We start from the raw sequence: 23,893 nt of genomic DNA, 5'->3' as shown, positions 1-23,893 counted from the left end.
CCTCCAAATCAAAATCAATAAAAAAAGAACTCCACAGATCTTCACCTATGGAGCCATTTTCTTGTCAGCCGCCGAGTCTTATAGTGCGGCTTCCGCTGAAACTTGAACTAAGAAGGCAGGACTGGAAAGTTCGCATTGAGCCACTGTCCTTGCGGGCGTACTTCCGGGTGTCACCCATGCTTCCCATTCTTTGTTCATATCTTGAAGATCACCGATATTGGCCAGATAGACAAAAGCGCGAAGCAAGCGGCTTTTATCAGTTCCTGCTTCTTCAAGCAATCCATCAATTAAGGCCAAAACATTTTTAGTCTGCTGGCGCGCTGTGCGGGCAGCAGACAAGTCAACCTGCCCGGAAATATAGACGATGCCGCCATGTACAACAGCCTCGCTAAACCGGTTATTAACTCGAATACGCTTAATTTCGCTCATTTCTTTCTGACCGTTAGTTCTTGAAAGAATGGATCGGGGCAGGAATACGACCGCCTCTGTTGATGAAGTCTGCAGCAGTTCCTTGCTGGACCGGCATAATATCAGCTCCTCCGAGCAGTCCGCCAAACTCCGCTCTTTCGCCGACCGTCTTGCCCGGAACGGGAATCAACCGAACGGCGGTTGTCTTTGCGTTAATCATGCCGATTGCCGTTTCGTCAGCAATAATCGCCGAGATGATATCAGCCGGAGTCGAACCCGGAATAGCAATCATGTCCAGACCAACAGAGCATACGCAAGTCATGGCCTCTAACTTCTCAAGAGTGAGCTTGCCGCTGGAAGCTGCTGCAGCAATAGCAGCGTCTTCACTGACGGGAATAAAGGCACCGGACAAACCGCCGACTTGAGAAGAGGCGAACACGCCGCCCTTCTTAACAGCGTCATTGAGCATTGCCAACACAGCTGTAGAACCCGGAGCACCGATGGAACTTAAACCAACGCTTTGGAAAATTTCGCCGACAGAATCGCCGATAGCCGGAGTCGGTGCTAGAGAAAGATCGGCGACACCAAACGGAAGATTCATTCTTTGGGCGACTTCAGAACCGATAAGCTGACCTACTTTGGTCACTTTATAAGCAGTTGTTTTGATGATTTCCGCAATTTCGGAGATATTGAGATTTTCGCCTTCACGCTTTACTGCGCGATCAATAGCTTTCTTTACAACGCCCGGACCCGAGACGCCTACGCTGATAACGGCGTCTGCCTCGCCTACGCCGAGATAACCACCAGCCATGAACGGAACGTCCTGAGGAATATTGCAGAATACAACCAACTTGGCACAGCCTAAACCGTCACGATCCGCAGTAGCTTCAGCAACATCCAAAATTCTATGACCCATTAACTTCACGGCATCCATATTGATGCCGGCCCGTGTGCTTCCGACGTTAATGGAAGAGCAAACTCGGGATGTAGTAGCTAAAGCTTCGGGCAATGCATCGATAAGATTCCTTTCTCCCGGAGTAATGCCTTTTTCTACAAGGGCACCAAAGCCGCCTAAGAAATCAACGCCTGCCTCTTTGGCACAATCATCGAGAAGCTGGCAAGTTTTAACCATTTGGTCGCGGCTGAAGCCCGCACAGACTGTACCGATCGGAGAAATCGTAATTCTCTTGTTGACGACCGGTATTCCATATCTGTCTCCTACTTCATTGCAAGTAGAGACTAGGTTCTTAGCAAACTTATGAATCTTTGTGCGCACTTTAAAGGAGAAGGTGCCGAAGTCGTCGCTTATGCAGTCAAAAAGATTTAAACCCAAAGTGACGGTACGAACATCCAAGTGTTCGCTTCGCAGCATATCAATTGTCGATATAACTTCGCGTTCAGTAAGCATTTTTGTTCCTAATTATTCTTTAGATTGGTTAAGCGACAGAGACTCTGTGAATAGCTTCAAAAATTTGACGATGCTGCATGCTCAAAGAAACGCCTTGCTCTTTGGCTATGTCAGACAGGGTTTTGTGAAGGGCTCTTCTATCAATATCAAACGGGACGGTAATTTCAAATACCAACAATACTTTTTCAACACCGTCAAAACTGTCTTGATTAATAGAACGGAAGTTGTCGATATTAATTTTGCCTTCAAAGAAGATTCGGGTGAAAGCCTTGAGCAAACCTTTACCGTTTTTACCATCCACGGTCACGACAAACGGTTCGCCATCGGTATGGGAATCAGACCCTGCCTGATAGTCCAGCACGTCCACCCACATATTAAAACCGCGTTTTTCAAAAATTTTGACGATTTCGCTATGCACTTTCTCTTTAGAAACGTCCTTCGGCTTATTTACGATCATGATGGAAGAGAACTGATCGGCGACAGTTGTCTGGCTCATATCAACAAAATTGCAATTCAGTTTGCTGAGAGCTTCAGCTACGGAATAAACGACGCCGGCCCTATCCGGTCCCGCCACGGTCACTAGAATTTTGTCCACTTTATAAATCCTCTTTATTGGCTGTTGTGGATTATCACAAGACTGATTTTGTATATTAATTAAGAAGATAAGCCTATAAATCTTTTCAAGGTACTTTTTTGACAGCTCCGAGCGTCTTAAGTTTCGGGAATGCGTCAAAAGCATTTTGGGTTGTCTGCTCGGCAATTTCTTCCAAAGAAACCCCTCGGAGCTCGGCCGCCACTTCCGCATACATACGGATATCTCTCGGCATACTGTGGGCATCGTCCGGGTTTTCCGCTCTTCTTATGGAGGAAGGCATATCCGGACAGTCGGTTTCCAGAACCAAAACTTCTGCCGGAAGCGCCGAGAGGAGTTTTCTGATTCTGCAAGAACCGGAATAAGTGCATGCTCCCCCGTATCCAAGCTTTAAGCCTAAATTGATGAAAATCTTGGCTTGTTCCAAGCTTCCGTTAAAAGCATGGATTGCACCTCCGCAAATTCCGATGCGTCTAATATGCTTAGCCACAAGATCGATAGCTCCTCGGGCATGTACGCTGACGGGAAGCTGGTAGTCTCTCGCGAGCTTCAATTGGTCGGAAAATACCTTTTCTTGGAACTCCATGGGGATCTTGTCGGTGATAGTACCGTCTAAACCAATCTCACCGATTGCGCTAAGAGTAGAAGTGGCCAAGTGCCGCTCTACGAACTCTCTAATGAGATTATGCTCTGTACAATAGGTTTTAGGATTCAGAGACAGCGGATGAATACCGGCAGCATACCCGGCATTTATTAAAGCAGCGACAGTATGGGTCCGCAAAACACTCCGCCAGTCGCCTGCACAAATAAGCATTTGACAGACACCTGCATCAACGGCAAGTTCGACAGCCGAGGCGAGAGCTTGCCGAGACTTCGTAAATTCGTCAACAAATAAATGATTGTGGGAATCAACTAATCGAACCATCAGAAATTCTCCCGTCTTTCAGTCTTAAAATGCGATCGCATCTTCGAGCTAAATCCATATCATGGGTCACAATCACAACTGCCGTATGCTTCATCCTCGCTAACTTGAGAAGATAGTCAAAAACAGAGAGAGCCGTATCTTGATCCAAGTTGCCTGTCGGCTCATCTGCTAATAGACAAACCGGATCTCCCACGGTGGCTCTGGCAATCGCAACACGCTGTCTCTCCCCGCCTGACAACTGACTCGGTAAATGATCTTTACGATCGGCCAAGCCCATGACTTCTAATAGTTCATGAGCCTTATTCTCCGCATAATCCGTTTTATCTCTTCGGATACGCAAAGGCATGGAGATGTTTTCCAACGCCGTGAATTCCGGAAGCAGATGATGAAATTGATATACGAAACCCAGTTTTCTATTTCTGAGAATCGTCCTTTCTTTTTCTGTTAAATGTCCCAAATCTTCTCCGTCGATTGTGACGGAACCGCTATCAAACACATCCAAACCGCCTAGACACTGCAGCAAAGTAGATTTTCCGGAACCGGAGGTTCCGACAATTGCAACAATTTCACCGGCTCGAACCGATAGAGTCACTCCTTTAAGAACCTCTACCGTAGAATTTCCTTCCGTATAGGTTTTCTTTACATCAACAGCTTCAACTGCCAGTTTCTTATTCATATCTCAAAGCCTCCGCCGGTTGAATCCTTGCCGCACGCCAGCTCGGATAAATCGTTGCAGCCAAAGAGAGAAGAAACGAAAATACGGCAATCGGAACGATATCGTCAGCTCTCGGCTCGCTCGGCATATTGGAAATCAAGTAAATATCCTTAGGCAGGAACTGAACGTTAAACATCGCTTCAATAGTATTTACAATCGACTCGACGTTAAAAGCAATGAGTAACCCAAGTCCCACTCCGATTGCAACGCCTACAAAACCAATAAACATGCCTTGGATCATAAAAATTTTCATAATCGACCCTTGAGACGCTCCTTGGGTTCTGAGGATCGCGATGTCGCTGCGTTTTGAGTTAACCGTCATCACCAAAGAAGATACTAGGCCGAAAGCACCGACCAGAACGATGAGAAACAAGATAATACCCATCATTCTTTTTTCAACCTGAACGGCGGCAAACCAATTTCTGTTTTGTCTTGACCAATCAAAAGCGTAATACCCGTCTTGGAGCTGAGAATTCAAATTTTTGGCTACAGCAGGTGCTTCCTGCATATCTTTCAATTTAAGACGCAAGCCTGTGGGGCCTCCTGTGCGGTAAAGCGCGGCAGCATCATTTAGATTGATAAAGCTCATGGAGCTGTCATATTCATAATGACCGGAAGAAAACACACCGGAAACCGTAAACTGTTTCATTCTCGGAACCATTCCGGCAGGAGTGAACTGCCCTTGGGGAACCATCATAGAAATTTTGTCACCGGGAACGACGCCGAGGCTTCTAGCCAGATCCATTCCGATAGCGATATTAAAAGAGCCCGGTTTAAGGTCAGAGAGTTTGCCGACCTTCATCACGGTCGCCACATTGCTGACGGATTTCTCGGCCTCCGGTTCAATACCGGTGACAGCTACACCTTTAATGTTGGCTCCGCTGCTGAGAAGTCCCTGGCTCCTAACATACGGTGCAGCACCGATAATTTCTTTATTTTTTGATTGAACTGTTTTTGCCAATGCCTGCCAATCCGAAATCGGAGCGGTTGTATGAACAATTTCTGCGTGCGGGAGAACGGAAAGCATTTTGTCGCGTACTTCTTTTTGGAACCCGTTCATAACCGACAAAACAACGATCAATGCCATCACACCGACAGCGATAGATAAAACCGACATCCCGGAAATAAAAGAAACGAATCCGTCCCGTCTGCTCCCGCGCATGGAAAAAGTGTAGCGAAGCCCTACGGCCCACTCAAAAGGGAGCTTTTTTATAAAAGAATTTTTCACAAAAATTTTCCATCTGTAGAGGTGAAGTCATTTTAACTTGCGGAAGGCTGCTATTAGAATGGCGGAATGTCTTCTTGTATATTTTTATTCCCAAACGCACTTCTTTCTGAAGAAGAACGGACCCAGTTGGGCAACGCCGCCGTTCCCGGCCCCCTTCGCGATATGTGCCAAGGATTCAGCGAACCCACGTGTTTTTCCGTTTTCGGAACTGAAGCTCTTCGAGGTACAGCCACTGATCAGTGGATATGGATGAATATTGCCAAAAAAGAGGACCTCATTCCTTACGCTCCTCTTCTTTGGGAAGGTTTCGGCGGACAAAGAATAGCCAAAGAGTTCTGGCAAGTCTCTCCCTACTATCTAGACGCCAAAGGCTACATTGAGGAAGCAGCGGAAGCTTTCGACTTAGATGAAGAGTGCTACCTACGAGATCTTCTGGCCCCTCTTGCCCGGAAATATAAGTTAGAAGTCCAAGTGCTGGACGGAAGGTTCTTTTTTGCAAGAAAAACCGCTTGGAAAATTGAAGTTTGTCCGTGGAAAGCTCAGCTGCATCAAAAACCCCAGCCGGTCTTCGGAGAGGACAAATCCGAGTTTGAAGCTATAAACAACGAAATTAAAAATCTTCTTCAAGGAAGCGAGCTTAATCAATACCGAAAAGAAAACAACCGTCAAGAAGTCCAGGGTTTATGGATAAGCGGCGGCGGATTTGACACTGCTATTAAAGACGTCTCCTTCACCCGAGTGGTTCAAACCAACTCAGTTCTTGTGAAAGGAATCTGCAAAGCTTGCGGAATTGCCAATAATTTCGTCACGGCCGAGGGCGCACCATGGCCGGCAGAATGTCCGGAAGGGGATCGCTTAAGCATCTGTACGGACTTTATGGATCCAGCCGTCAAGAAGGACAAGAGAAAATGGATTGATGCTTGGGAAAAAATTCGCAGACAGGTTGAGAACCATCTGGCTACTGCTAAAGGCCTCGAGAACCTGGAGTTGTTCAATCCTGTCTTTGTTGCCACCGACGGCCTTAGAGTCAGCACGATCACAAAATCATTGAAGAAATCATTTTTTCCTATGTTTGGGAAGAAGCAGGACTTCTCCGAGCAATGGATTTGTCCTAAGGATTAAAGGATGTCACTTTTCAGCGTTAGACGTTTTAACTCCGTTGTTGCAAACAGCTTAGCCAGTGCCGGCTATCCAGCGCCCGTAGCTCGGGCCCTTGCAGCAAGAGGGGTATGTCATGCACAAGATTTAAACGGAGAGATCAAAGATCTGCTTCCTCCGCATCTTATGAAGAACTGCGTTGAGGCCGGAAAACTATTAGCCCAATGCATTCTCGAAAAGAAAAAAATTATCATCGTAGGAGACTATGACTGCGACGGAGCTTCCGGCGTTGCAGTCGGTATTTTAGGTCTCAGACTTTTAGGAGCCGTGTTTCCCGACTTTCTGATTCCGGACAGAGAAAAAGACGGTTACGGCCTGTCTAAATTTCTCGTTGACCGCGCTTTAATGGAAAAAGCAGAGGTTCTTTTGACGGTTGATAACGGCATCTCATCAATTGAAGCGGTTAAATACGCCAAAGAAAAAGGTCTGACTGTTATTGTTACCGATCATCATCTTCCAGCCGATGCTCTGCCCGAGGCAGACTTTGTTGTGAATCCCAATCAGCACGGAGATGACTTTCCGAGCAAAGCACTCTGCGGCGCCGGTGTTATGTTCTATCTTCTTTTAGCGACTCGTAGTGCGCTTCGAGAAATGGGAGTTTATTCCCGTGTGCCTCAGCCAAATCTTTTAACTTTGATTGATTTGGTTGCCTTAGCCACGATTGCCGACGTTGTTCCGCTGGATCGAAACAACCGCATCATTGTTACCAAAGGCATTGAAAGAATTCGTCAGAACAAGCTGCAGTCAGGCCTATCAGCTCTGCTCAAAGTCGCGGGACGAAATTGTTTTGATATTTCTGCCACTGAACTGGCATTTTCCGTAGCTCCGAGAATCAACGCCGCCGGTCGTCTTTCCACTAATGACTTGGGCGTTTATTGTCTTATCAGCGCCGATGCGCCGACAGCATTTGATTTTGCGCAGAAACTAGAGGAACTCAATAAAGAGCGTAAAGTCAAAGAGCGCGAGATGCAGCAAGATGCACTCTCTTCTATCGGTACTTTAGATGATCCCGAAGCCCCTGCCATTTGTCTCTACGACCCTACTTGGCATTCCGGCATCGTCGGATTGGTTGCCTCGCGCATTAAAGACAGCTACTATCGGCCGACTATTGCTTTTGCCCCGAGTACGGAAGAAGGACGGGAAGGAGAAATTAAAGGATCAGGCAGGTCAATCAACGGCATTCATCTGAGGGACACTCTGGATCTCATCAACAAAAACCATCCCGGATTGATTCTCAAATTTGGAGGTCACTCTTTGGCGGCGGGTCTGACAATTAAAGAGAAAGATTTGCCGGTTTTTGAGAAAGCTTTCAAAAAGGCCGTTCTCAAGAATGCTCCTTCCGGAACGTTTGTTAAAAACACTTTAGTCGATGGAGAACTTGCGCCTTCAGACTTCACAATGTCAGTTGCAAACGCCATTGACAGTATTGTTTGGGGACCATCTTTTCCTGAACCGATTTTTGCTAATCGGTTTGTAGTTAAAAATCAAAAACTTCTCAAAGACACTCATCTGAAACTCGATTTAGAGATGGACGGGGTAGCCGTGTCCGCCATTTGGTTTAGAAGGAAGAAACCGCTGCCTGAAAGAGCTTATCTGGCTTACAAGATCTGTGTTAACCAATGGGCCGGCCGCAGAACTCTCCAGCTCGTTATTGAAGACATGGAAGACGAGGAAGAAAGACTTCTGTAGGAGTTGCCCGCACCTAAAACAAAACTCAAGACTGCTGAAAAGACATATAGGCTTTTCAGCAGTTTTTCTTCAGCCAACCTCCTTCTTCTAAGGATTCTTGTCTTCTTTTAGTTAGAGCCACGAATCTTTTCTTCAAAAAGATTTACTTTATCGGCACTGGTTTTAATGCCACAACGATGGCCTCTCTTTCATCCTACGTACGGCTGAGGAAACAAGCTAAAGGAAGTTTAATAGACCGAGATCTTAAGAGAGAGCCCCGTATCCCTAGAAAAGCACACCTCCAGAAAATTAACGCTAATAAAAGTTCAGAGAGTCAACAGATTGTTATAGCGCAGAAAGTTGAGAAAGTTTTATTAAAATCTCTTCTTATAACTATTAAAAATTGAGCCCTAATCTCATTGAAAGATTAGAGCTCCGGCATCGTAATGGACACTGAGGTACTCCATCCGATATTTGAACGCCTAAATACTACAAAGAAAAATGATGCGTTGAAAAATCTCCTTGATTAGTCGGATAACTTGGTAAAGATCCGGCTAATTAGATTCGGGATTAGGCTCCCTATTCAGAGTAGGGAGCCTTACTTTATGGTCTAGAACTTATAGACGACTTTTGCTGTTACACCGTTCCAATGCTGCTTGGAAGAGTACATGCCGTTGTAGTGGACACCAACTGAAATATTGCCCTTTTGGAAGTCAACACCCAGTTTTCCACCAATGCTAGTTCTATCCACAATACGTGTTTCAAGAGTATCGACTGCAGACAAGCCATTGGCCTTCACTTTAGTCTTATCCTTCACATCCCCGGCAGCAAGGATCAATGACAGATCTGCTTGCGGACGGATAGTCCAGTCGCTACGATTTCGGAAGTCACCTTGAACGCCGATACCTACCGGTATAGAAAGAATGTCCTGAGTATCCTTAGCTGTTCTAAAGACTTTCTGTCCCTGCACTTTAGTATCAAAACCTTTAGTCACGAGACGATCCCAGCGAAGTCCCACATGCGGAACAACATTCACACCATTATCAAAAGCGAACTTGTATTCAGCCTTAGCTCCTAAGGAGAAGACATCAGAATTTACTTTGGCCTTTACCTGACCGCCCATTTGCATGCCGGAAGCCAAATCCTGTCTTAAGTCATTTCTGAAATGGGTGTACGAGAAGTTGCCGAGAACATTCCATTTTTCGGTGTCGTAGCCACCGTATAAGCTTATGCCGTAGAAGTCAACATCATTCTTGGTCTTGGAATAATCTCCTCCGCGGCTCTTACTCTTACCTTTGCCTGCTGTGCCGGCAAGACCTATATGAGCCCCGTTTCCGAAACTACGGTCTGCACCGACTACGATGCCGCCAAGGTCAATATCCAAGCCGAAGGAGTTATTACCTGTGCCTGTCTTCTTGGAGTGAACGTCCATACCGTGGTTTCTCTGCATAATGCCGGAAACATCAACCCAAAGGTCAATATGATCATCTTCATGAAGTTTGACATTGTCTTCAAGTCTAACAGTGCGCATCAAGCTCAAATGGTCTTCAATACTTCTATTGAACAAACCGGCTCCTGTGTAAGAGACATTCTTCACACCTCCGATTAAGGCAATCTCTGCAGCGCTATTAATAGTTTTTGCCATTTCTGATTTATTCAGATAGGCTGTATCAGTTGCACGAGATAGGAACTGAATTGCAGGATTAGAACTGTTTGGATCCAGTTTTCCTGACACTTCTTCAATAATGTTCGGAATATCAACATCAGGTAATCCGCTAGGATTAAAGGTTGCGGCAACAACTACAGAATTGTTATCAGTATCTTCTCCCACGCGTTTAAGATTTAACAGAGCTGAACTTGCTTCAAGATTGGTATCAGCCCATGAATCGGCTCCGGCGTCAAGAGCTTTATCCGAAGCTGCAACCAAGTAAGAATTCCCCGCTTGTGCCCCGGCCACCTTAAGTTTCGCGGCGTCTTGAATGACGACACTGTCGGAACCGTGGATAATAGCTTCACTTACTCCTCTGGTTTGCAGTTCGGACATATGATCCACTGCTTTACCAATGACGTTGTTTTCTCCAACAGTCACGTTAGTTTGGGTCAATGTACTCACTTTAATAGCAGATTGCTTAATTGTCGCCGTACTTGCCAGATTAAGCTCACCTTGATTCAAAGCAAAGGTACCCGCACCATCGACACCTCCTTCAAGAGAAGTAGAGTGATGTGTGACTTGATCTGAACCTAAAGAAAGCTCGCCGGCATTATGAATATCATTAAGCTTGTCATTGGCCGTATTTCCCGCAAATACGGTTGTTCCTCCGAGTATTGTCTTTGCTTCGTTATAAATGGCACCACCGAGAGCTTTTCCTTTCTCAGCTATAGCCTTGTTTCCAATGAACTTATTGTCTCCGTTAATCACAAGAAGTCCTGAAGCCTTATCAAGAGAAACTTCAACGGTTGATGCCGGAGACTTATCTTCCTCATTTGTGTCAGTACTTTCTGGGTTTACTGTAGGTCGAACCTTTATTCGAGCCATTTCACCGGCCATATCGGCATCGCGAATCTTACTCTCAGCTGCAGTTAGGTTCTCGCCTACATCTTCATTATTAACAATTTGACTCTCGCTATTTCCGACAAATGCAATAGCACCGCCGTAAGCGTTTTGTCCTTTGGAAAGAGCCGTGTTATTAGAGAAAATATTTGTTCCTTGAACAAGTACTTCAACCGATGATCTAGTCGCAGCTTCCGAAGATACAGGTGTTCCTTCCTCGGCACGGTTTATCTTATAGCCGGAGCTAAGTTTTTCAGAGCTCTTAGAAGCAGAAGATGTGTTCAGAGCAAGTATCCTACCGGCATCGTTAGGAGTTGCATTTTCTGCTTTTGAATCAGAGTTCTCTTTATCGGTCGGCTCCTCTTTAGCTTTTTCAGCCACCTTCATGCCGATGCTTTCTAGATACAAAGCGCCGCCAAATGCATTGGATTGTGTAGATGAGGCAATGTTCTGGTCAAATGTGTTTTTACCTTCGATTATTAAAGTAGAGACAGATGTACCAGACCCTTGTTTCTGCAATCCTTGGATTTGGGTTCTCATTTTTTCAGATACAGCAAGACCTGCTGCATCATCTCCGGCTCTATTAACCGGCTTACCGCTGCTGGATACACTCTTTGCAGAGATCGATTGCGCTGATTGCTGCAAAATATCATTTTTGGTGTATTCAACCATTTCTTCTGCCATATCTGTATCTCTTATAGCAGAGCTAATCTGGCTGGAATTTCTCAGCGAAATTGCACCTCCGTGAGCTGTTCCTTTTTCTGAGTTAGCAGCATTTTTAACGAAATAATTTTCTCCGGTTATCGTTGCTTGAACCACTGAAATAGCAGGTGTTGATATTGTTAGACCAGCTGCATCATCCCCGGCACGGTTAATTTTGTATCCCGAGCTAAGCTTTTCGCTATTTTCAGATAGCCCATTTGTACTAATGTTCTTCTGAGAAGAAGCACTAGAAATTTCTTCAGCAATATCAGTATCACGAATATTACCTTCGGGAGAATCAAGTGACAGGACAACAGTCGGACTAACACCTGCACCGATTGAAATTGCACCGCCATGAGCCGCCCCTTCCTCTGAAGCTGCTCTGTTAGCAAGGAAAGTATTCTTACCTTCAACTACGACTGTAGTGAGATTACCGACAGCTGAACCTACGGTCATTCCTTGAGCTTGGTTGGAACCCAAGGCTGTAATGGTATGTTGAACGACCATACGGCTCGGGCCGCTTCTTAGTACGTCCTGAGCTGATTGGTTAGCTTGAGCAAGCATAGATTGTCCGGCTTGCGTCAATATATTGTTTTTAGAATATTGAGCCATCTCAGTTGCTGAGCCGGCCTCACTGCCAACATTAACTGAAATAGCTCCTCCAAATGCTCCGGCTTTTTTCGAGACGGAACTATTTGAAGCGAATACGTTTTCTCCAGTTACCGTTAATTTCCCAGAGGCAATTCCGGAGGCAGTGTTATCTGCTCTGTTGATTTTATGGCCGCTCGAAAGTTTCTCTGTTGCTTTTGCTTGCGTTGCCAAACCTCTTATTGTTGATTCAGCATCCTGGATATTTTCTGTATCTGTCTTAATGGATTCAACAGCTGCTCCCGGAGCTAAATTGAAAGAGATTGCACCACCATATGAAGCTTTCTCCTCTGAGGAAGAGATATTCTGATTAAATATGTTATTTCCTTGAACCATCAAATGCGGTTCAGAAGAGGAAGAAGAGACAACTTGTGAGCCGCCTGTAGGTTTAATGGCTGTTATGTTGTGTTGAACAACCATACGGCTCTGCAGCAAACTTAAAACACCTTGTGGTTGCTGGTTTGCTTGAGCAAGCATGCTATTTGCGATTGATCCTGCAGCAGCTGCGCCTGAGACTGAAAAAGCAATAGCTCCGCCATGAGAAACACCGGTCTTAGAAGTTGACTGATTTTCCTGGAACAGATTGCTTCCGCTGACTTGCATATAGGCGCTGTTGTTCGCAGCTGTTTCTAACGCATTATTAATAGCGGTTATGTTATGTTTGACAACCATTCTTGAACCCAGCAAGGAAAGTACTCCTTGAGGAGTGTCTCCTGAAGCTAGAGTCGTCACTCCGGATTGGCCGACAAACGAAATAGCACCGCCATGGGAAATTCCTTCATTCGAGGCAGACTCATTCTTTTCAAATCTATTTTGACCGTCAACCAGTAAGAAATGTGTACCAGGCAAATCCTTGGAAGTGCCGATAGACTCAGATGTCGTTGGAGCTTCGTCGGCTCCGGATTTTAATAGGTCAATTGCTCCCTGATTAGTTTGATTGGCTTGCGCCAACATTGACTGTGAGGCCTGGACTAGGAATGTGGCATTTCCACTCGTCCCTGCAAGGAAAGAAATAGCACCCCCATACGCTCCGCTCTTATCTGAATTCGCTTGATTTTCTGTAAAAAGGTTATCTCCCTGCACCATCATAAAGTTTGATGTGCTTGGCAACGAGCCCTCTAATTTTTCTTCAGTAGAAGAAGTTTCGCCTAGTAGCTGCAAAACCGCTTGTACAGTTGCGGGACTGCCCGAGGATGCACCTAAAAATGCGACAGCACCACCATGGGCGGCCCCATTAGAAGAGATCGATTTATTTCTGGAATAAGTATTCTTACCTGACACTGTCAGGTATTCCAATCCACCGGTGGATAAAACAAGCTCTCTTTCCTGAGATTCCTCTCCGGCTTGAAGCAGCTGAAGAACTGCTTGTCCTGCTTGAGGAGTCGCTCCAGAAGCAGCAAATCCTATCGCACCGCCATAAGCATGACCGTTTTCTGATTGAACTAGATTTTCATGAAAAGTATTCTCACCGGTTACTTCCAAACGATTCAGGCTCGGGGTTGCACTCACAACATGCTGGGATGAAACAGGTCCTCTGCTGAAGCCATTAAATTCAGGAAGAGTTGAGGTCCGCGCAACTGCCAGAGCTCCGCCGAGAGCTAAAGTTTTACCCTTTGCACTGTTCCCCTGGAATTTATTTTTCCCAGTCACCGTAAAATGATTTTGAGCATTGACCGTCTCGGAAATCTTCTTGACTGTTGAAGCTTGGTTGTTGCCCTGGTTAGTGTTTTGTTCTTGATCCCCATCATTTCCTGCATCGGAATCTGTTGAATTCCAAGCCGTCAGAAGAGCTGTATGACCAGTCAACATAGTTGAAGCCCCACCAACAGCCATTCCTTTTTCTGAGGAAATGCTATTGTTGGAAAATTCATTCTCGCCTGAAAGCGCCAAAGAATTAACTAAAGAATGAGTTAATTCCGGTTGTTTTCCCTCTGCATCGGATGACAATTTGTTAGGTACATAAGGAAAACTAGCTATACCCGATGAGAACAAAAGAGCTCCTCCAAGTACATGTCCGGTATTGGAAGAGACAGTATTACTGACAAACGAATTATTTTCAGCAGAAACTGAATTAACAAAAGTTAATCCTTCCTTGGTATAAGTGACATCGTTTGCTCGTCCTATCATCTCTGATGGAGAAAAAGCAACTGCTCCCCCGGCTGCTACATGGGTAACTTGACTGCCTTTGATTGGATCACTATTTTCTCCATGAGTTACAGAGTTCCCTTCAAAGGAATTATTCTTTAGAACGAGAATGTTCCCTGTCTCTGAAACATCTGCCAACCGAGAGTTGTACTCAATTGCTCCGCCGACAACGGAACCTGGAATAGAAGAAATTAAAGAATTATTCTTGAAACTTGAACCTTCAATAGAAGCTACGCTGTTCTCATACAGCATAATCAAACTGATACTGCTCCCCCCGGGATATATCTCTTTCTGAAGGATTTTGTTTTGATGAAACTGGGAGTTATATATTCCCAATGAACTACCGGGATTTGTAAGTATTGCCGGTTTTGCGAAGTCTGTTAAATTATTTAAAAAGGATCTGTCAAAAATATCGTATTGGACAAGTGATTCAGAGGTTGAGTCTTTTAGAAGGTCTCCTAAATCACCGGTAAAGCTATTACCCCCCCCAATGGCGGGATTCATGAGTGCTGCGCCAAGTGCTATGACTAATGGGCAAAGCACCATCTTATCGTTTTTCATACATTTCTCCAACGCATCTCTAATTTGGGATTGTTAAAAAATAAGCATTCGGATGAAACTCCGACGAGGCTAATCTAATATGTTTTGCATGGTATAACTATTAGAAATAACCCTCTGTAAACATAAAGATGGCCGTTAAGAAATCTGACCAATTCTCTGATTTTTATCAACAAGATTATTTATCCTCGTACACATGGAAAAAAGATTGACTTTAGTAGCCTTGTTGCTTTTAGGCATTGCATGCTCTCATATTGTGTCAAGTACTACGGCAGCAACTGTTTTGGCGGAAGCTAAACCGTTCATTCAAATTCAGAAGGATATTCAAATGCAAAAATATATCTTGCGGGAGGCTGTTTCTGGGGAGTGGAAGAATACTTTTCTCGCATTCCCGGAGTCGTCAATGCAGTATCTGGTTATGCAAACGGACAAACACCAAGCCCAACGTACCTTCAAGTCTGCAGCGGGCTCACAGGTCATGCAGAAACCGTCGAAGTCCTCTTTGATCCCAAGAAAGTCTCCTTGAAAACTTTGATCCAACAGTATTTACGCATTGTGGATCCTTACAGCCTCAACAGACAAGGCAACGACATCGGCACGCAATACAGAACCGGCATCTACTATACCGATGAAGCAGAAAAGCAGGTAATCAAGGAAGTACTGCAAAAAGCTGAAAAAGATTCTGATCGCAAATTTGTCATTGAGGTCGAACCAATTGCTAGTTTCTTTCCAGCTGAGGACTACCACCAAGATTATCTAAAAAAGAATCCGAACGGGTATTGCCACATCAACTTCGATTCACTTAAAGACTTACCTTTGCAAAAGTCGTCTTATGAAAAACCAAGCTTAGAAGAGATCAAGAAAAAATTAACACCCGAAGAGTATTACGTTACTCACAACTCAGGCACAGAAAAAGCATTCACCGGAAAGTATTGGAACAACAAAGAGCCGGGAATTTACGTAGATATCGTAACCGGAGAACCCCTTTTTCTCTCTTCCGACAAATTTGATTCCGGCTGCGGATGGCCTAGTTTTTCCAAACCGATAGAAGCCTCTGCCGTCACCAATCATCTCGACAGCAGCCACGGGATGCTCAGAACTGAAGTCAGAAGCAAAATCGGAAACTCTCACTTAGGGCATGTTTTTCCGGATGGTCCAAGAGATAAAGGAGGCTTGCGTTATTGCATCAACAGTGCAGCGCTGAGATTCATTCCACTTGAGGACATGGAGAAAGAAGGTTACGGCCAATACATCGATTTGATCAAAAAACCTCAGTAAAGGAGATCTAATCCACTTAAGCGCCGTCCATGCAGGTCTTTAGAAGCCTTTAGGCTCAAGGCCTGCATGAGAATATTTTCTCAAACTATTTGTTGCAACTTCAGGTGCTCTTGACTTGGTTCACCACCAGTAACTACTTGGTTATTTAGAAAATTTTTCGCAAGCCACCAGGCTCGATGTTGTTAAGGAAAAGCCGTTTTTAATGCCTATCATTGGTACAATGTCAGGTTCATTGAAAGTTGTACCACTCTTGATTTAATTGGAAAAACGAATGGATGTTGAACGCCTAAACCTTATTTCTTCCACTGCGGAAGATCTCTTATCCCGCGTAGAAGAACTTCGGGGGTATCTTTGACTTCGACGAGAAAGAAAGAAAACTAGAAGAAGTCAACCGTGAAATAGAAAATCCTGACCTTTGGAATAATCCTGAAAGAGCTCAGGAAATCAGCCAAGAAAAGAAACGATTAGAAGACATCGTCCTCGGTTTGAGAGACCTGCAAACCGGCTTAAAAGATTCCTTAGAACTTTTTGAATTGTCTCAAGCAGAAGATGATGAAGACACTCTGCTTGCGATCGAGCATGACGTCTGCGAGATGCGGAAAAAAGTTGAGCATCTCGAATTTCAACGTATGTTCAACCAAGATCACGATGAAGCCAATTGTTTCCTGGAAATTCAGGCCGGTGCCGGAGGTACCGAGGCTCAAGACTGGGCAAGCATGCTGGAAAGAATGTATCTCAAGTTCTCTGAACGTCAAGATTTCAAAGCAGAGCTCATTGAAGAGACTGAAGGCGATGTGGCCGGCATCAAAGGCTGCACAATCAAAATTACCGGCAATTATGCTTACGGCTGGCTCAGAACTGAAACCGGTATTCACCGCTTAGTCAGAAAGAGCCCGTTTGATTCAAACGCCAGAAGACATACCTCTTTTGCGTCCGTATTTGTGTACCCGGAAGTTGACGAATCTTTTGAAATTGACATCAATCCATCTGACCTTAGAATTGATACTTTCCGAGCTTCCGGTGCGGGCGGTCAGCATATTCAGAAGACAGACTCGGCCGTTCGAATCACACATATTCCGACAGGTATTGTTGCTGTTTGCCAAAATGGCCGAAGCCAGCATCAAAACAAAGCCGATGCGATGGCTGTTCTGAAATCTAAGCTCTACGAAGCTGAATTGAGAAAGCGCCAGGCCGTTCAGCAAGCGGTTGAAGACAGCAAGAGTGATATTTCTTGGGGCCATCAGATTCGCTCCTACGTGTTGGATCAGTCCCGCGTTAAAGACTTAAGAACCAATGTCGAAACAGGCAACACAACAGCTGTCCTGGACGGTGCTTTAGAACAGTTCATTGAAGCAAGTTTGAAGCAGGGAGTCTAAGATGTCGACACTAACCATCATCACCGGTGCCTCCAAGGGCTTAGGCAAGCAGCTGGCACTTCAATGCATGAAGGTAGGCGATACCGTTGCCACCATTGAGCGTCATCCGGACACTGAGCTTGTCGGAATCGCCAAAGAACGCGGCTGTGAGTTAATTCAGCTTCCCGTTGACTTAACAGATCTTAATTCCACAGTTTCGACCGTTTCCTGGCTGATTAACCAAGCCTCGCCGGAGCAATTCTCTTCTGTCAGGCTCATCAACAATGCCGGAGTTCTCGGACCTGTCGGACCGATTTCTGAGGCCTCTGCTCCTGACATCGATCACACGATCCGCATCAACTTTGAAGCACCGGTTCTTATTATTCAGAGATTTTTAGAATTAACCAAGAATTGGAAAGCGCCGAAGAGAATCATGAATATTTCTTCCGGCGCCGCTAGAAAAGACGTTCCGGGCTGGGCCATGTACTGTTCGACCAAAGCAGCCTTAGACAGATTTTCTTCTACCGTTTCCGAGGACGCCAAAATCCACGGAATCGAACTCAAGATTTCCTCCGTTGCTCCCGGCGTCGTTGACACCGGAATGCAAGAACAAATTCGTTCACTCTCTTCGGAAGATTTTCCGCAAGTCGAAAGATTTAAAACCCTCAAAGAAGAGAGTAAATTAACTTCGCCTGATAAGGCTGCCGCCAAACTTTTGGCCTATCTGGACAGCCCTGCTTTCGGACAAGAAACCATTACCGATATCAGAAACATTTCCTTCGAAGGATAAAAATGCAAAATCAAGAAAACGCAAAAGATCAAGTAGAGATCAAAGAGCAGGAAAACCACATTATCGAAGAGAGACTCGCCAAGTTAGACAAGCTTCGCCAGGCAGGTCCCGCTTATCCGAATGACTTCGAGAAAAAAGAAGAACTCGGCGATATTCGTGCCAAGTACGAAAACACTTCTGCACAAGAATTAGAAGCCAATCCGGTTGAAGTTCAAGTCGCCGGCCGCGTCATGTTGAAACGAGTTATGGGCAAAGCCAGCTTTGCTACAGTTAAAGACGTCAGCGGCACTATCCAGTTCTTCATCACTCTTGCAGAAGTTGGTCCTGAAACTTACGAACTCTTCAAGAAGACTATTGATATCGGTGATATCGTCGGTGCCAAAGGCACACTGTTCCGCACACAAAAAGGCGAACTCTCCGTCCGCGTCAAAGTTCTCAGACTTTTGACCAAGAACATCCGTCCGCTTCCTGACAAGTTCCATGGTCTGTCCGATCAAGAAATCCGTTATCGCCAAAGATACGTTGACCTGATCATGAACGAAGACACACGCAAGACATTCAGAATCCGCTCTAAAGCCATTGCCGCTACACGTCAGTTCATGATGGAACACCGCTTCATGGAAGTTGAAACTCCAATGCTTCATCCGATTCCGGGCGGAGCTTCTGCAAAGCCGTTCATTACTCATCACAATGCCCTCGATATGGACATGTACCTCCGTATCGCTCCCGAACTTTATTTGAAGAGATTGGTTGTCGGCGGTTTTGAACGTGTATTTGAATTGAATCGTTCCTTCCGTAATGAAGGTGTGGACGTTCGTCACAATCCTGAATTCACCATGATGGAATTCTATGCAGCCTACAAGGAATACCACTGGCTCATGGATTACACAGAAAAACTTCTCCGCTTTGTTGCCAACCAGACTATCGGCACAGAAATTATTCAGTATCAGGGTCAAACCATCGACCTTTCCAAGCCGTTTGATCGCCTGACAGCAAAAGACGCCGTTCTTAAATACTGCCCGCAGTACACAGCAGAAAATCTTGAAGACGCCGACTTCATGCACAAAGAACTGGAAAGACTCGGAGAGCCACAGAAGAAGAACGTTGGTATCGGCGCCCTTCAAATGGCCATGTTCGAAGCAACAACAGAAGCCAAATTGATTCAACCGACATACATCATTGACTATCCGGTTGAAATCTCTCCGTTAGCCCGCGCTTCCGACAAGAATCCGGAAATCACAGAACGCTTTGAACTTTTCATGGCCGGACGTGAAACAGCAAACGGCTTCAGCGAATTGAATGATCCTCAGGATCAGGCAGCTCGTTTCCAAGCTCAAGCAAAACTCAAAGCAGAAGGCGACGATGAAGCCATGTATTACGACGCTGACTATGTTCGCGCCCTTGAATACGGTCTTCCTCCGACAGGCGGCTGCGGTGTAGGTTTAGACAGATTCGTCATGCTCTTGACTGATTCTGCCAGCATCCGAGATGTTCTTCTCTTCCCACATATGCGTCCCGAGTCATAAAAATGCTGAGTAATTCTGCCAAAGATCTGTTGGTTAACCTTCTTACCACGCTTGGAAAACAAGCTGATGAAAAGGTTCCCGCAACAAGAATTCCTTTATTTTTAAACGATATTCTTGTCGGACATTTGAAGAGCAAAGAAGCCGTTTTTCTCAAGAAAACATTCCGTTTTATTGAGCTTGACGGACCGTGTTCCAGATGTCGGATTTTGGCAGATGATGCGCAGCAAGCTTCTAAAAGAATTGCTGCAATTTCTCAGATTTTTAAACAATCCGGTCTCGTCACAGCGTGGCGAGACGAGTTACTACCAGTGGTTTCTGTCAAAGACTTCGGCAGAACCACGGTATTAGCCGAAATTGAAAGAGCGATGGCCAGACCATTTGCTCTTTCAACCTTTGCCGTTCATCTAAATCCTTACACACAAGACGGCCGTCTATGGGTAGCTCAACGTTCATTTAAGAAGGCAATAAACCCGGGCTATTGGGATAATTGCGCTGCCGGCATGGTACCCATCGGCGAGACATTTCCGACAGCCATGGCACGAGAAAGCTGGGAGGAAGCCGGTATCGAAGAAGGCACTCTCCAATTTCATTTTCTAGAGCGCCATTTGATTTCCAGAGCAGTAACCGAAGGATGGATGTTCGAGCATACGATTATGTTCGATGCTGATGTTAGCGACAACTTTGTTCCTCACAATGTTGACGGAGAAGTCGAGAAATTCGAACTTTTAACACAGGAAGAAGTGATTCAAAGAGCTGCTGTCGGTGCATTCACATTTGAATCTTCTCTGTCTGTTCTATTATCAATTGCCAACAAGAACGGCCTTTCAGCCGATCTCTTTAACTATCAGAAGAGCTAAATCTTCTATCTTGGGATTAGGAATACTTTAATGCTTTCAATACATTACTTCCTACCTTAACGTAGTTTTCATATATCCTCGCAACGATGCCTTCTTATTTATACGGAGGAGCAACATATTCACGATCTGGAAATTCCATAGCAGTCGCTACACCTCTTCCTCTAATAAGTTGAGCGGAAGCGACATTGCTCAATGTAAACTTAAGAGTATCTTCCGGAAAGTTACCTCCACGAGTGTTATGTAAAGGAATTTCTTCTCCTTCGTGACGTAAAAAGGCACTAGGAATTCTCACAGACAGGCTCTGTCCGCTATCGTTATCTACTGTAAGAGTAATCCGTAAATTATCAGGGTCAAAAAAAGTGAAGCCTCGGGCAATTAGCGTTATCTTTTTGCGGATCTCTTCACCTACAAAGACATTCATATTTTGATTATTCTGACTGGAGGCCACGCAAATTTCATTTTTCCTGCAGTCTCTCATACCGACACCACCAATTATGAAAGGCACCTCAAAAGAAACGAAGCTTTCAAAACCTTCCTCTTTACATCCAAGATATTTGGCACCAGAAAAAATATAATTGACTTTTTGTTTGGCTTCCAAAACGGATGAACTTTCCATTTCTGTCGCCTCTTCCTTACAATCGGGAACTTCTATCGAAAGAGTTCCAGTACTCGGCTGAGGCTTTCCAAAAACTTGAGAATATTTCACGGGCAAATCAATCTCAGATTTACATCCAAGAAGAGCAAGAAAGATAATGGAAGATAGAAGTATTTTCTTCAAAATTAGACTCCTGATTGAGATTATTGAATAATTGATTGAGTTTGAATATCTTCTGCTGCAGCAAAAAATCTACCATCTAATAATGCTCCAAATCACCTCGGAGATTCAACATTGGTTATTATTTTTTCCACAAACAAAAACGGCCTTGCGGCCGCTTTTGTTTATGCCGGAAAGTCCAGTTGCTTCCCTAACTGCTTGAATTACTCAACTTCATCAAGCCACGCCATTAAGATCGCTTCAAGGATCTTTTCATTACTGGCCTCAGGATCATCTTCAAACCCGTCAAGTCCACAGATCATCTGATGCATCTGCGGAAAACCAAGCTTCAATGGATCCTGATCGGGATACTCATCCGCTAAAGCAATAGCAATATCTCTTGTATCAGACCACTTCATACTTAAAAAGCTTCCCTAGCGTGGTTTCTGGAGTACTTAGGAATCTCCACGGTAATGTCTTCATCGCCAACTGTTGTTTGGCAAGACAGTCTTGAATTAGACTTCAATCCCCAGGCCTGATCAAGCAAGTCTTCCTCATCGTCCTCAGCTGGAGCAAGGGTATCGAATCCTTTGTCGATATAGCAGTGGCAAGTTGTACATGCACAAGACAATTCGCAGGCGTGTTCAATTGGAACGCCGTTGTCCAATAAAGCACGAGCTAAGTTAGTACCTGCCGGTACTTCAAATTCCTTGCCATTAGGGCAAATAGTTTCATGGGGGAGAACTGTAATTTTTGGCATCTTTATACCTCGTAAACAGACTTACCCTGCAAAGCTGCAAGGATTGTTCGATTCATTCTGCGGGCAGCGAAATCTTCAGTCCCTTTAGAAAGGGCATTGATTGCTTTCTTAATGGCCTCAGTGTCATCTTGCTCCTTAACGCGAACAAGATCCTCAATTAAAGCGTCGATTTGAGAACGTTCCTCAGCATTAAGCAAGTCGGCATCAGTCTTTAAAGCGGACTCTGTAGATTCAAGCAAGCGGGCTGCTTCAACTTTCTGCTCACGCAATTCTCTCAGTTTCATATCCTCTTCGGCATGACCGTGAGAATCTTTAAGCATTCTAGTGATTTCATCCTCACTCAAACCATAGGACGGCTTAACTGAAACGGACGCTTCTGCTCCCGTGGTGTTTTCTCTTGCGGAAACTGAAAGAAGACCGTCGGCATCCACCTGGAAGGTAACGCGGATTCTTGCAGCTCCGGCAACCATCGGAGGAATTCCTCTAAGCGAGAATTTTGCCAAAGAACGGCAATCTTCGACCATGTCCCTTTCGCCTTGAACGACGTGAAAAGACATTGCTGTCTGACCGTCCTTGAAGGTTGTGAAATCTTGCGCCATGGCAACTGGAATTGCCGTATTTCTTGGAATGACTTTTTCTACCAGGCCGCCCATAGTTTCGATGCCGAGAGACAGCGGAGTAACGTCTAACAAAAGCCAATCTTCACCGGATTGATTGCCGGCAAGTAAGTTGGCCTGCATCGCAGCTCCAACCGCAACCACTTCATCCGGATCGATATCGGTTAAAGGCGGCTGATCAAAGTAGTTTTCTACCGCTTCACGAACATTTGGCATACGGGTTGAACCGCCAACTAAAACAACTCCTTTGATTTCGCTGCGTTTCAAGCCTGCATCTTTAAGAGTGTTTTTTGTCGTTTCAATGCATTTATTAACAAGATGAGCGGTGATAGCAGCAAAACCCTCTCTGGAAATAGTCAGATTAACAATCTTTCCGTCGCTCAAAGTTGCGTGAATAACTGCCCTTTCGTGAGTAGTCAAATGTTCTTTAGCTTGTTTGGCTTTTCCCAAGAGAAGACGTGAATCGGATTTGTTGAGGAAGGATAATCCAGCCTGTTCCAAAATCCAGCAATACAATCTTTGGTCGAAATCGTCGCCGCCTAACTGGCTATTGCCGCCGGTGGCAAGAACTTCAAACACTCCCTTGGACAAGCGCAGGATAGAGACGTCAAAAGTACCGCCTCCCAAGTCGAACACGATATAAAGACCTTCGGCTCCTTTATCAAGCCCGTAAGCTAATGCGGCAGCGGTTGGCTCGGCTAACAAACGCAGTACGTTTAATCCTGCCAATTTGGCGGCATCTTTGGTTGCTTGTCTTTGAGCATCATCGAAATAAGCCGGAACTGTTACGACAGCACCGACAAGTTCACCGCCTAACGCTTCTTCAGACCGTGATTTAAGCTTTTTAAGGATTTCTGCAGAAACTTCAACCGGGGATTTTTCCCCGTTTATCGTGCGAAGTCTAAGCATTCCTTCGCCATCTGTTAAATCGTAGGAGATATAAGAGCCCTCTTGTCTGACTTCGTCAGCACTTCTGCCCATTAACCGCTTAACACTGGAAATTGTATTGAGAGGATCTTCCGATGACTTCAGTCTGGCTTCTTCACCGACTTCCACCTCCCCGTTTTCAAGATATCTAACAACGGAAGGAAGAAGCTTTTCTCCCTTTTCATCAACAAGTACTTCCGGTGAGCCATTACGCACGGTCGCCACTAAGGAATTGGTAGTTCCTAGGTCTATACCTACGGCTAACCGCTCCTCATGGGGAGCGGTTGACATACCGGGTTCGGAAATTTGCAATAAAGACATAA

Annotated in this window: 18 protein-coding genes and 1 pseudogene; 8 read left to right on the top strand and 11 right to left on the bottom strand. The window is 45.1% G+C overall.

Features of this window, described 5'->3' with window-relative positions:
* Positions 1 to 78: 78 nt before the first annotated feature.
* From ACYQ4O_RS07355 to ACYQ4O_RS07330, 6 genes are all read right to left on the bottom strand, one after another.
* Positions 79 to 429: a RidA family protein gene (locus ACYQ4O_RS07355; protein ID WP_308514161.1), complete on the bottom strand. Its 351-nt coding sequence runs from the start codon at positions 427 to 429 to the stop codon at positions 79 to 81.
* Between the two features lie 13 nt (positions 430 to 442).
* Complete coding sequence (locus ACYQ4O_RS07350) at positions 443 to 1,816, bottom strand: PFL family protein (protein WP_066590592.1); 1,374 nt, start codon at positions 1,814 to 1,816, stop codon at positions 443 to 445.
* Between the two features lie 28 nt (positions 1,817 to 1,844).
* Entirely contained in the window at positions 1,845 to 2,411 is a 567-nt protein-coding gene (locus tag ACYQ4O_RS07345) for a glycine cleavage system transcriptional repressor (protein ID WP_308514160.1), read from the bottom strand.
* Positions 2,412 to 2,496: 85 nt separating this feature from the next.
* Positions 2,497 to 3,333: a TatD family hydrolase gene (locus ACYQ4O_RS07340; RefSeq protein ID WP_308514159.1), complete on the bottom strand. Its 837-nt coding sequence runs from the start codon at positions 3,331 to 3,333 to the stop codon at positions 2,497 to 2,499.
* On the bottom strand, positions 3,317 to 4,009 hold the full coding sequence (locus ACYQ4O_RS07335; protein ID WP_460175215.1) for an ABC transporter ATP-binding protein: 693 nt from the start codon (positions 4,007 to 4,009) through the stop codon (positions 3,317 to 3,319). Before ACYQ4O_RS07335 ends, ACYQ4O_RS07340 begins: the two co-directional genes overlap by 17 nt.
* A complete protein-coding gene (locus tag ACYQ4O_RS07330; RefSeq protein WP_460175229.1) occupies positions 4,002 to 5,210 on the bottom strand; it encodes a lipoprotein-releasing ABC transporter permease subunit in 1,209 nt (402 codons plus the stop codon). The genes ACYQ4O_RS07335 and ACYQ4O_RS07330 overlap by 8 nt, the downstream gene beginning before the upstream one ends.
* A gap of 132 nt (positions 5,211 to 5,342) precedes the next feature.
* On the opposite strand from ACYQ4O_RS07330, the gene ACYQ4O_RS07325 reads away from it, so the two are divergent.
* Entirely contained in the window at positions 5,343 to 6,398 is a 1,056-nt protein-coding gene (locus ACYQ4O_RS07325) for a hypothetical protein (RefSeq protein ID WP_460175214.1), read from the top strand.
* Positions 6,399 to 6,401: 3 nt separating this feature from the next.
* A complete protein-coding gene (recJ, locus tag ACYQ4O_RS07320; RefSeq protein WP_460175213.1) occupies positions 6,402 to 8,123 on the top strand; it encodes a single-stranded-DNA-specific exonuclease RecJ in 1,722 nt (573 codons plus the stop codon).
* Between the two features lie 589 nt (positions 8,124 to 8,712).
* On the opposite strand, the gene ACYQ4O_RS07315 is transcribed toward recJ, so the two are convergent.
* On the bottom strand, positions 8,713 to 14,709 hold the full coding sequence (locus ACYQ4O_RS07315) for an autotransporter domain-containing protein (protein ID WP_460175212.1): 5,997 nt from the start codon (positions 14,707 to 14,709) through the stop codon (positions 8,713 to 8,715).
* 333 nt (positions 14,710 to 15,042) lie between these two features.
* On the opposite strand from ACYQ4O_RS07315, the pseudogene msrA reads away from it, so the two are divergent.
* From msrA to ACYQ4O_RS07285, 6 genes and pseudogenes are all read left to right on the top strand, one after another.
* Positions 15,043 to 15,480 (top strand): annotated as a pseudogene (gene msrA / locus ACYQ4O_RS07310) (peptide-methionine (S)-S-oxide reductase MsrA); the annotation flags it as partial.
* Between the two features lie 42 nt (positions 15,481 to 15,522).
* Complete coding sequence (gene msrB / locus ACYQ4O_RS07305; RefSeq protein WP_460175228.1) at positions 15,523 to 15,984, top strand: peptide-methionine (R)-S-oxide reductase MsrB; 462 nt, start codon at positions 15,523 to 15,525, stop codon at positions 15,982 to 15,984.
* A 271-nt stretch (positions 15,985 to 16,255) separates the two neighbouring features.
* Positions 16,256 to 17,360 (top strand): peptide chain release factor 2 gene (prfB, locus tag ACYQ4O_RS07300; protein ID WP_460175211.1). Its coding sequence is split into 2 segments (ribosomal slippage): positions 16,256 to 16,336 and positions 16,338 to 17,360, totalling 1,104 coding nucleotides; the frame shifts between segments, so codons are not numbered across the junction.
* Position 17,361: 1 nt separating this feature from the next.
* Positions 17,362 to 18,129: an SDR family NAD(P)-dependent oxidoreductase gene (locus ACYQ4O_RS07295; protein WP_460175210.1), complete on the top strand. Its 768-nt coding sequence runs from the start codon at positions 17,362 to 17,364 to the stop codon at positions 18,127 to 18,129.
* A 2-nt stretch (positions 18,130 to 18,131) separates the two neighbouring features.
* Positions 18,132 to 19,655 (top strand): lysine--tRNA ligase, encoded by a 1,524-nt coding sequence (lysS, locus tag ACYQ4O_RS07290; RefSeq protein WP_460175209.1) that lies wholly within the window; start codon positions 18,132 to 18,134, stop codon positions 19,653 to 19,655.
* 2 nt (positions 19,656 to 19,657) lie between these two features.
* A complete protein-coding gene (locus tag ACYQ4O_RS07285; RefSeq protein ID WP_460175208.1) occupies positions 19,658 to 20,512 on the top strand; it encodes an NUDIX hydrolase in 855 nt (284 codons plus the stop codon).
* A 94-nt stretch (positions 20,513 to 20,606) separates the two neighbouring features.
* Here ACYQ4O_RS07285 and ACYQ4O_RS07280 read toward each other — a convergent pair whose 3' ends face one another.
* The 4 genes from ACYQ4O_RS07280 to hscA all read right to left on the bottom strand — a co-directional run bounded on the left by ACYQ4O_RS07280 (position 20,607) and on the right by hscA (position 23,891).
* A complete protein-coding gene (locus ACYQ4O_RS07280; protein ID WP_460175207.1) occupies positions 20,607 to 21,290 on the bottom strand; it encodes a DUF7424 family protein in 684 nt (227 codons plus the stop codon).
* Positions 21,291 to 21,490: 200 nt separating this feature from the next.
* Positions 21,491 to 21,685 carry a Fe-S cluster assembly protein IscX gene (gene iscX, locus ACYQ4O_RS07275; RefSeq protein ID WP_308514151.1) on the bottom strand — a complete coding sequence of 65 codons (195 nt, stop codon included), beginning with the start codon at positions 21,683 to 21,685 and terminating at the stop codon, positions 21,491 to 21,493.
* Positions 21,686 to 21,687: 2 nt separating this feature from the next.
* Positions 21,688 to 22,026 carry an ISC system 2Fe-2S type ferredoxin gene (gene fdx / locus ACYQ4O_RS07270; protein ID WP_277037719.1) on the bottom strand — a complete coding sequence of 113 codons (339 nt, stop codon included), beginning with the start codon at positions 22,024 to 22,026 and terminating at the stop codon, positions 21,688 to 21,690.
* A 2-nt stretch (positions 22,027 to 22,028) separates the two neighbouring features.
* Entirely contained in the window at positions 22,029 to 23,891 is a 1,863-nt protein-coding gene (gene hscA, locus ACYQ4O_RS07265) for a Fe-S protein assembly chaperone HscA (protein WP_460175206.1), read from the bottom strand.
* Positions 23,892 to 23,893: the final 2 nt, after the last annotated feature.

The sequence above is a fragment of the Turicimonas sp. TL08 genome, from assembly GCF_054660695.1.
This window is presented reverse-complemented; position numbering and strand designations above follow the sequence as displayed.

Coding starts and splice junctions, on each gene's coding strand:
- ACYQ4O_RS07355 (WP_308514161.1), bottom strand. CDS start 429: ATGAGCGAAATTAAGCGTATTCGAGTTAATAACCGGTTTAGCGAGGCT.
- ACYQ4O_RS07350 (WP_066590592.1), bottom strand. CDS start 1,816: ATGCTTACTGAACGCGAAGTTATATCGACAATTGATATGCTGCGAAGC.
- ACYQ4O_RS07340 (WP_308514159.1), bottom strand. CDS start 3,333: ATGGTTCGATTAGTTGATTCCCACAATCATTTATTTGTTGACGAATTT.
- ACYQ4O_RS07335 (WP_460175215.1), bottom strand. CDS start 4,009: ATGAATAAGAAACTGGCAGTTGAAGCTGTTGATGTAAAGAAAACCTAT.
- ACYQ4O_RS07330 (WP_460175229.1), bottom strand. CDS start 5,210: ATGCGCGGGAGCAGACGGGACGGATTCGTTTCTTTTATTTCCGGGATG.
- ACYQ4O_RS07325 (WP_460175214.1), top strand. CDS start 5,343: ATGTCTTCTTGTATATTTTTATTCCCAAACGCACTTCTTTCTGAAGAA.
- recJ (WP_460175213.1), top strand. CDS start 6,402: ATGTCACTTTTCAGCGTTAGACGTTTTAACTCCGTTGTTGCAAACAGC.
- ACYQ4O_RS07315 (WP_460175212.1), bottom strand. CDS start 14,709: ATGAAAAACGATAAGATGGTGCTTTGCCCATTAGTCATAGCACTTGGC.
- ACYQ4O_RS07295 (WP_460175210.1), top strand. CDS start 17,362: ATGTCGACACTAACCATCATCACCGGTGCCTCCAAGGGCTTAGGCAAG.
- lysS (WP_460175209.1), top strand. CDS start 18,132: ATGCAAAATCAAGAAAACGCAAAAGATCAAGTAGAGATCAAAGAGCAG.
- ACYQ4O_RS07285 (WP_460175208.1), top strand. CDS start 19,658: ATGCTGAGTAATTCTGCCAAAGATCTGTTGGTTAACCTTCTTACCACG.
- iscX (WP_308514151.1), bottom strand. CDS start 21,685: ATGAAGTGGTCTGATACAAGAGATATTGCTATTGCTTTAGCGGATGAG.
- fdx (WP_277037719.1), bottom strand. CDS start 22,026: ATGCCAAAAATTACAGTTCTCCCCCATGAAACTATTTGCCCTAATGGC.
- hscA (WP_460175206.1), bottom strand. CDS start 23,891: ATGTCTTTATTGCAAATTTCCGAACCCGGTATGTCAACCGCTCCCCAT.